We start from the raw sequence: 7,156 nt of genomic DNA, 5'->3' as shown, positions 1-7,156 counted from the left end.
CGGTCAACGTCGCGAAGGCGGCCGGACTGGCCGTTACGGCCTGTGGAGCGCAGGTAAGACCGGTACCCGTACCGGCGCAGCGCGTTGAAGCAGGATCCCACCGAGGCCCGCAGACGCGGGCAGTAGGAATCCCGGTCCTTTAGGGCCGGGAGGATGTCAAGACCTGCTGAAGTCCTCCCGGGTGATGGCGGAGGCGGGGCTGGCCTACTACGCGGGCTGCGACGAGTTCGCGCTGCCGCTCCGGGCGATCGGCGGTGCGGGATGTGTGAGCACGGTCGCCAACGTCGCGGCTCCGCTGGTCCGCGGGGTGCTCGACGCGTATGACGCGGGGGACCGGGCGTCGGCGGCCCGCCGCCATCGTGCGCTCGCCCCGTTGACGGAAGCGGTGATGACCGGGCAGCCGGGTACGGTCGCGGTGAAGGCGCTGCTCAACGCGCGGGGTCTGCCCGCGGGGCCGGTGCGCGGCCCGCTCCTGGACGCGGATGCCGGGCTGACGGCGCGCCTGCTGGAGTTGCTCGCCTGCGCCGAGGCCGGGGCCGAGGCCAGGACGGCGGACGGCGCCGCCGTGCCCGCGCCCGAACCCGCTGTCGGCGCCGGGGCGGCGGCGATGCCCGGGGGAATCCCGTGACACCTCCTGCCGCGGGAGGGATCAGGCCAGCTCTCGTTCGGCGAAGGCGGCGAAGGAGCCCGCAGGGCGGCCGGTGAGGCGCTGCACGGTGTCGGTGGTGCGGTCCTCGGCGCCCTCGGCGATGGCCCGGTCCAGCCCGGCGAGCAGGGCGGCGAACGCGGTGGGCAGCGACTGGGCCAGTCGGTCGCGCAGTTGGTCGCCGGTGAGCTTCCGGTGGGTGACGGTGCGGCCGGTGACGCGGCTGAGAACGGCGGCGACGTCGTCGTAGGAGAGCGCTTCCGGGCCGGTGAGGACCAGGTCGGTGTTCGGAGAACTGGCGTCGGTCAGCGCGTGGACGGCGACCGCGGCGATGTCCTCGGCGTCCACGAAGCCGACCCGTCCGTCACCGGTCGCCGTCAGAATGGTGCCGTCCGCCCGGAGGGACTGGGCGTGCGGATGGTCGCCGGTGAAGTTCTGCATGAACCACGAGGGGCGCAGCACCGTCCACTCCGCGAACAAGTCGGGGAGTTCCTGGTGGATCCGGCCCGTGGCCGGTCCGCCGGCGGGGACGGCCGAGGAACTGAGCAGCACCGCGCGGCGCACCCCCGCGCTGCGGGCCCGGTCGAGGAAGGGCAGGACGACCTCGGCCGGTTCCGGATGGCCCGGCGGCGGGGTCAGATGGACCCGGTCCGCGCCGCGCAGGGCGTCGCCGTGGGTCGCCGGGTCGTGCCAGTCGAAGCGGACGGCCTCGGCGCCGGGTACGGCACCGGCGCTGCGCGAGGCGGCCCTGACCCGGTGCCCGGCGGCGGTCAGCCGGGTGGTGACTCGGCGGCCGGTGGTACCGGTGGCCCCGATGACGAGGACGGTGGAGGGGGTGTTCATCGGGGGTTCCTTCCGGTGAAGTCACTCGCGGGCTCCTGGAGCAGTACGAGGGGGTTCCAGTAGTCGCGGTAGTGGGTGAAGAGCCCGTTCTGCACTGTCACCACGGCGATGTAGGTCATGTCGAAGGAGGTACCGCTGTCCACCAGTCGGCCCACTCCGCGCATCTCGACGACGACGGTTTCCGGAACGGTGGTCCGGTGGATCTCCACGTGGGGGAAGTCGTGGAGGTCGATGTGGTCGGGGTATCCGCGCATGTAGTCGGCGACCGCGGCCTTGCCCTCCAGCCGCGCGGGCCAGCCGTCGGGTGCGAAGGGGAACTCGAAGACCCCGTCGGGGTCCCACAGATCGACCCAGGCCGGGATGTCCTTGTCGAGCAGCAGGCGCAGGCCGTGGCGGTACACGTCCTCGGGTGCCGTGAGGGTGGGCATGGGCGCTCCGTCCAGTAAGATGCGGACCCGAGGTCCGTTTCGACAAACGATACGGACCGCCGGTCCGTATCGCAATCCGGAGTCACCACATGCCCGAACGCAAGCCACGCAAGGACGCGGTCCGCAACCGGGCGGCCGTGCTCGCGGCGGCCGACGCCCTCTTCGTCGGCTGCGAGCGCCCCGAAGCCGTGACGATGGCCGACATCGCGGAGGCGGCCGGTGTCGGGAAGGCGACGCTGTTCCGAGCCTTCGGGGACCGCACCGGCCTGATCCGAACCCTGTTCGAAGCCCGTCTCGAACCGGTCAGGACGGCGGTGGAGGAGGGGGAGCCGCCACTCGGCCCGGCGGCCCCGCCGCTGGAGCGGGTGCCCGCGCTGCTGGACGCGGTCCTCTGCTTCAAGCTCGACAACCGGCACCTTGCGCTGGCCCTGGAGGGAACCGGGAGCGACAGCCCCTACCAGGCGCCGCATTACGAGAAGTGGCACCGCACGCTCCGGGACCTGCTCGCCCAGGTGCCCGGACTCGACGACGGCGGATTCGCCGCCCATGTGCTGCTCGCCGCCACCCGCGCCGACCTCGTCGAACATCTCGTGGGGCAGGAGCGGACAGGGCGCGAGCAGGCGCGGGCCCAACTCGCCGCCTTCACCGCCAGACTCCTCGGTCCGGGGGGCGGCGGCCGGTCCATCGGTACCGCCGACTCCGGGGCGCCCGCCTCCGGGTGACCGAGGCCCGGACGGTCGCTCCCGCTCGCCGTCCCCGTGCCGTCCGCACAGGCGCGCAGCCTGCCGTACCCCGCGCCGCGTCGTCCGCGCGGCGCCGCCCGGGAATCCCGTGGAGCGCGGCGACCCGTGCGGTTAGGGTGCGGGCATGTCCAGCCCCGAGGCATCCAGACGCTAGCCACCGGCTCTCCGGTGGCTGTCTCGTGCCGTCTGCTTCCGCGTTCGCCGAACGCCACCCGATCGCCGTGCCCCGCGCTGTTCCGCGGCAGTGCCGCCACGCGCCCGGCCGGGCCGGATCCCTCCTGACCCGGGCACCTCCGCACGAGGTGCCGTGAAGCCTGCTCAGGCTGCCTCCGTCAGGCCCCGCCGCCGGTGCCGCGTGCCTGCCGCCGTCCTTTCCGATCCAAGTGAGGATTGCGGGTTTTCATGCCTTTTGTGCTGTACGTACTTGCGCTGGCGGTATTCGCGCAGGGGATGTCGGAGTTCATGCTGTCCGGGCTGGTGCCGGACCTCGCCGCCGGAATAGGGGTTTCTGTCGCCGCAGCCGGTTCGCTGACCTCGGCGTTCGCCGTCGGAATGGTCGTGGGCGCGCCGCTGATGGCGGCCCTCGGCAGCCGCTGGGACAGGCGCAGGGCACTGCTGTGCTTCCTGTGTGTGTTCCTGCTGGCCCATGTCGTGGGCGCGTCGACGACGAGTTTCGCCGTCCTGGTCACCACCCGGGTGGTGGGAGCGCTGGCCAACGCGGGGTTCCTCGCTGTCGCGTTGGCCGCCGCGGCCGCGATGGTGCCGCCCGGCGCCAAGGGGCGGGCCGTCTCCGTACTGCTCGGCGGGGTCACACTCGCCTGCGTCGCCGGGGTGCCCGCCGGCGCCCTGCTGGGGCAGGTGTGGGGGTGGCGCGCGGCGTTCTGGGCCGTGGCACTGCTCTCGGCGCCGGCCCTCGCGGCCCTCGTCCGCTCGCAGCCCGGAGCGCGACCGGACGCACCGCGGCCCGCGCACCCGGAGGCCGCACCGACCACCGGTGTCCGCCGGGAACTGCGGGCCTTGCGCGGGCCGCGGCTGCTGGTGACGCTGCTGCTGGGCGCCCTGGTCAACGGCGCCACCTTCTGCTCCTTCACCTACCTCGCTCCGCTGATCACCGAGGTGGCCGGGTTCGCGGACGGCTGGGTGCCGGGGCTGCTGGCCCTCTTCGGCCTCGGCTCCTTCCTGGGCACCGCCGCCGCGGGCCGGTTCGCCGACCGGCACCCGCTGCGGCTGCTGGTCGCGGGCGGCGCCGCACTGCCGCTCGGGTGGGCCCTGTTCGCGCTGACGGCCGGGCACCCGTACGCGGCCGTCGTCCTCGTGCCGGTCCAGGGCGCGCTGTCGTTCGCCGTCGGCTCCACACTGATCTCCCAGGCGCTGTACGCCGCCGCCCAGGCACCCTCCCTCGCGGGCGGTTTCGCGACGGCGGCGCTCAACGTCGGGGCTGCGCTGGGCCCCTGGGCCGGGGGCCTCGCGCTGAGCAGCGGATCCGGCTACCGCGGCCCGCTGTGGATCAGCGCCCTCCTGGCGCTGCTCGCATGGGTGGTGGGCGGGGCGGCGCAGGCCGTCGCCACCCGGGGCGAGATCCGGCGGCGTCGGGCAGCGGCAGCGGTCACGGCCGGAACACCTCCCGCCACCGGTGCGCCACGGACACCTCACCGCTGAGGGTCAGCTCCGAGAGCGGCAGCCGGTTCCACAGGGCGAGGTAGAGGTCCTGTGCCGTGCCCTCGTACACGCAGTCCGGCGCTGTCGGCGGCGCGGTGGCGCGCTCCGCCCGCGCCGGGTCGCCCAGGACCGCGGTCCAGGCGGCGCCGGCGACGTCCGTCGCCCGGAGGTGCAGGGTGCGGGGATCGGCGGCGAAGCCCTCCGGCGCGCCGCGCCGCGGATAGAAGCCGCACAGCAGCTCGTCGACCCCGTCGGCGGCGAACCCGGCGGGCAGCGGGGAGAGCGGCGCCCCGAGCGCCGCCTCGGCGTCCACCCGGTGCACCGCCGTCTCGTGGGCCTGCCTGCGGGTCCAGAAGGCCGCCGCGGACCGGGCGGGCAGGAACGTCCAGCAATCCAGGTCCTCCGGCGCCGCCTCCAGCACCTCGACCAGCAGTTCGGCGCCCTCCAGCAGCCAGGGGGCGAGCGCCTCGTCGGCCAGTCCGGCCGGCGGCGAGGGCCGTACGGGTTCCGTGCGGCCCTCGCGCACCATCCCGGCCGCCCAGCGGTGCACCGTACCCAGGTGCAGGGCCAGGTCACGTACGGTCCACTCCGGGCAGGTCGGCACCGGCGTATCGGGCTCGGCCCGGCCGACCGCGTCGGCGAACAACCGGGCCTCCGCGCGCAGGACTTCGATGAACTCAGGTCTCTCCATGGCCCGAGCCTGCCCGCCGGCCACCGCCCTTGTCACGGCGTTCCGCTGCGGGCGATTCCGCCGTCGGCGGACCGCCCCGACGGCGGCGGCCGGAACGGCAGCCCGCCGCTCCGGCCGCTGGCCTGCCGGCCTGGGGTTTGCGGTCGCGCGGTCCGGTGGTCCGTCCGGTCGGCTAGAGGACGAAGCCGTGCGGGAACGGGTCCCGGGGGTCGAGGAGATAGGTGGCCATACCGGTGATCCAGGCGCGGCCGGAGAACTCCGGTACGACCGCGGGCACTCCGCCGACCTCGGTGGTCTCCAGCAGCTGTCCGGTGAACCTGGTGCCGATGAACGACTCGTTCACGAACTCCCTGCGCAGCGGCAACGCGCCGCGTGCGTGCAGTTGCGCCATCCGCGCCGAGGTGCCGGTGCCGCAGGGCGAGCGGTCGAACCAGCCGGGGTGGATGGCCATGGCGTTGCGCGAGTGCCGCCCGTCCGAGCCCGGCGCCAGGAACTGCACGTGCTTGCAGCCGCTGATCGCGGGGTCGGCCGGGTGGACCGGCCGGTTGTGCTCGTTGACGGCGTCCATCAGGGCGAGGCCCGCGGCGAGGATGTCGTCCTTCCGCGCCCGGTCGAACGGCAGGCCGAGCTGGTCGAGTTCGGTGATGGCGTAGAAGTTGCCCCCGTACGCCATGTCGTAGCCGACCTCGCCCAGCCCCGGCACCCGGACGACGGCGTCCAGCTCCAGCGCGAACGCGTCCACGTTCCGCAGCGTGACCCGCTCGGCCGCTCCGTCCCGCACGGTCACCCGCGCCTCCACCAGACCGGCGGGGGTGTCCAGCCGGACCGTGGTCTCGGGCTCGGTCACCTCCACCATGCCGGTCTCCACCAGCACCGTCGCCACCCCGATGGTGCCGTGTCCGCACATCGGCAGGAAGCCGCTCACCTCGACGTAGACCACACCCCAGTCGGCCTCCGGGCGGAGCGGCGGCTGCAGCAGCGCGCCGCTCATCGCCGGGTGCCCGCGCGGCTCGTCCACCAGGAACCTGCGCAGCTCGTCCAGGTGCGCGACGGCCCAGCGGCGGCGCTCGGCCATCGTGGCACCCGGGATCGGCGGCACCCCGCCGGTCACGACCCTGGTCGGCATGCCCTCGGTGTGCGAGTCGACGGCACTGAGCGAACGGACCGAGCGCATCAGGCCCCCCGCCGTGCGAGTGCGGCGACCGCGCGCGCCATGTCGGCCTCGACCTGCTCCCGCTGCGCCGGGCTCAGCGGTCCGCGCGGCGGGCGGCACGGGCCGCCGAACCTGCCGACCTGCTCCATGCCGAGCTTGATCGCCTGGACGAACTCGGTGCGCGAGTCCCAGCGGAAGGCAGCCACCAGCGGCTCGTACAGGGCCCGCGCCTCCTCCAGCTTGCCCGCCGCGGCCAGTTCGAAAAGCTGCGCCGACTCGGCCGGGAAGACGTTGGGGAACCCGGCGAACCAGCCGGTCGCCCCCATCAGCACACTCTCCAGCACCACGTCGTCGGCGCCGCTGACGACCTCCAGCCCGGTTCCCGCGGTCCGCTCCCTGATCTCCAGCACGCGCCGCACGTCCCCGGAGAACTCCTTGACGGCCACGACGTTGTCGATCTGCGCGATCTCCGCGACCAGTTCCGGGGTCAGATCCACCTTGGTGTCGATCGGGTTGTTGTAGACCATCACCGGGAGACCCACAGCGGCCACCTCCGCGAAGTGGGCCAGCACCTCGCCCCGGTTGGCGCGGTACATCGTGGGCGGCAGGCAGAGCACCCCGTCCGCGCCGTCCTCCGCTGCGGCCTCCGCCCAGCGGCGGGCCTGGTGCGAGCCGACACCGTGCACCCCGACGACGACGGTGCCCGTACCGCCCACCGCCTCGATCGCGGTGCGGGCCACCTCCCGGCGCTCCCGGTCGGTGAGGGAGGAGTACTCGCCCAGCGAGCCGTTGGGCCCGACGCCGTCGCAGCCGTTCTCCACCAGCCACCGGCAGTGCGCGGCGTAGCGGTCGTGGTCCACGGCCAGGCCCGCGGGGGCCGAGGCGTCCTCGCGGTAGGGCAGCGCGGTCGCCACCAGCACACCGCCGAGACCCTGCGGGGTCCGCTGCGGCCGCGGGGGGCGGGCGGCTCGGTTGTCGCCGGTCATGAGCGTC

The 7,156-nt window shown here is 74.2% G+C and carries 8 protein-coding genes; 3 read left to right on the top strand and 5 right to left on the bottom strand.

The features are described 5' to 3' along the window. Positions 1 to 184: 184 nt before the first annotated feature. Complete coding sequence (locus ACFYNS_RS14565) at positions 185 to 628, top strand: dihydrodipicolinate synthase family protein (protein WP_388602951.1); 444 nt, start codon at positions 185 to 187, stop codon at positions 626 to 628. 21 nt (positions 629 to 649) lie between these two features. On the opposite strand, the gene ACFYNS_RS14560 is transcribed toward ACFYNS_RS14565, so the two are convergent. Beyond that, positions 650 to 1,489 (bottom strand): NmrA family NAD(P)-binding protein, encoded by an 840-nt coding sequence (locus tag ACFYNS_RS14560; RefSeq protein WP_388602949.1) that lies wholly within the window; start codon positions 1,487 to 1,489, stop codon positions 650 to 652. Beyond that, entirely contained in the window at positions 1,486 to 1,917 is a 432-nt protein-coding gene (locus ACFYNS_RS14555; protein WP_388602947.1) for a nuclear transport factor 2 family protein, read from the bottom strand. The genes ACFYNS_RS14560 and ACFYNS_RS14555 overlap by 4 nt, the downstream gene beginning before the upstream one ends. 89 nt (positions 1,918 to 2,006) lie before the next feature. On the opposite strand from ACFYNS_RS14555, the gene ACFYNS_RS14550 reads away from it, so the two are divergent. Together ACFYNS_RS14550 and ACFYNS_RS14545 are read left to right on the top strand one after the other, a co-directional pair. Then, a complete protein-coding gene (locus tag ACFYNS_RS14550; RefSeq protein ID WP_388602945.1) occupies positions 2,007 to 2,639 on the top strand; it encodes a TetR/AcrR family transcriptional regulator in 633 nt (210 codons plus the stop codon). 423 nt (positions 2,640 to 3,062) lie between these two features. Continuing rightward, positions 3,063 to 4,319, top strand: coding sequence for a Cmx/CmrA family chloramphenicol efflux MFS transporter (locus ACFYNS_RS14545; protein ID WP_388602943.1), 1,257 nt, complete (start codon positions 3,063 to 3,065; stop codon positions 4,317 to 4,319). Here the strand turns inward: ACFYNS_RS14545 and ACFYNS_RS14540 are convergent. From ACFYNS_RS14540 to ACFYNS_RS14530, 3 genes are all read right to left on the bottom strand, one after another. After that, a complete protein-coding gene (locus ACFYNS_RS14540) occupies positions 4,267 to 5,010 on the bottom strand; it encodes a maleylpyruvate isomerase family mycothiol-dependent enzyme (protein ID WP_388602941.1) in 744 nt (247 codons plus the stop codon). The genes ACFYNS_RS14545 and ACFYNS_RS14540 overlap by 53 nt on opposite strands. Before the next feature lie 172 nt (positions 5,011 to 5,182). Next, positions 5,183 to 6,184: a proline racemase family protein gene (locus ACFYNS_RS14535; RefSeq protein ID WP_360302315.1), complete on the bottom strand. Its 1,002-nt coding sequence runs from the start codon at positions 6,182 to 6,184 to the stop codon at positions 5,183 to 5,185. Beyond that, positions 6,184 to 7,149: a dihydrodipicolinate synthase family protein gene (locus ACFYNS_RS14530; protein WP_360302312.1), complete on the bottom strand. Its 966-nt coding sequence runs from the start codon at positions 7,147 to 7,149 to the stop codon at positions 6,184 to 6,186. The genes ACFYNS_RS14535 and ACFYNS_RS14530 overlap by 1 nt, the downstream gene beginning before the upstream one ends. Positions 7,150 to 7,156 lie beyond the last annotated feature (7 nt).

Origin of the sequence: Streptomyces sp. NPDC006925 (assembly GCF_042869575.1) — a bacterium.
In the GTDB taxonomy this organism is placed as follows: Bacteria; Actinomycetota; Actinomycetes; order Streptomycetales; family Streptomycetaceae; genus Streptomyces.
This window is presented reverse-complemented; position numbering and strand designations above follow the sequence as displayed.

Coding starts and splice junctions, on each gene's coding strand:
- ACFYNS_RS14565 (WP_388602951.1), top strand. CDS start 185: ATGGCGGAGGCGGGGCTGGCCTACTACGCGGGCTGCGACGAGTTCGCG.
- ACFYNS_RS14560 (WP_388602949.1), bottom strand. CDS start 1,489: ATGAACACCCCCTCCACCGTCCTCGTCATCGGGGCCACCGGTACCACC.
- ACFYNS_RS14555 (WP_388602947.1), bottom strand. CDS start 1,917: ATGCCCACCCTCACGGCACCCGAGGACGTGTACCGCCACGGCCTGCGC.
- ACFYNS_RS14550 (WP_388602945.1), top strand. CDS start 2,007: ATGCCCGAACGCAAGCCACGCAAGGACGCGGTCCGCAACCGGGCGGCC.
- ACFYNS_RS14545 (WP_388602943.1), top strand. CDS start 3,063: ATGCCTTTTGTGCTGTACGTACTTGCGCTGGCGGTATTCGCGCAGGGG.
- ACFYNS_RS14540 (WP_388602941.1), bottom strand. CDS start 5,010: ATGGAGAGACCTGAGTTCATCGAAGTCCTGCGCGCGGAGGCCCGGTTG.
- ACFYNS_RS14535 (WP_360302315.1), bottom strand. CDS start 6,184: ATGCGCTCGGTCCGTTCGCTCAGTGCCGTCGACTCGCACACCGAGGGC.
- ACFYNS_RS14530 (WP_360302312.1), bottom strand. CDS start 7,149: ATGACCGGCGACAACCGAGCCGCCCGCCCCCCGCGGCCGCAGCGGACC.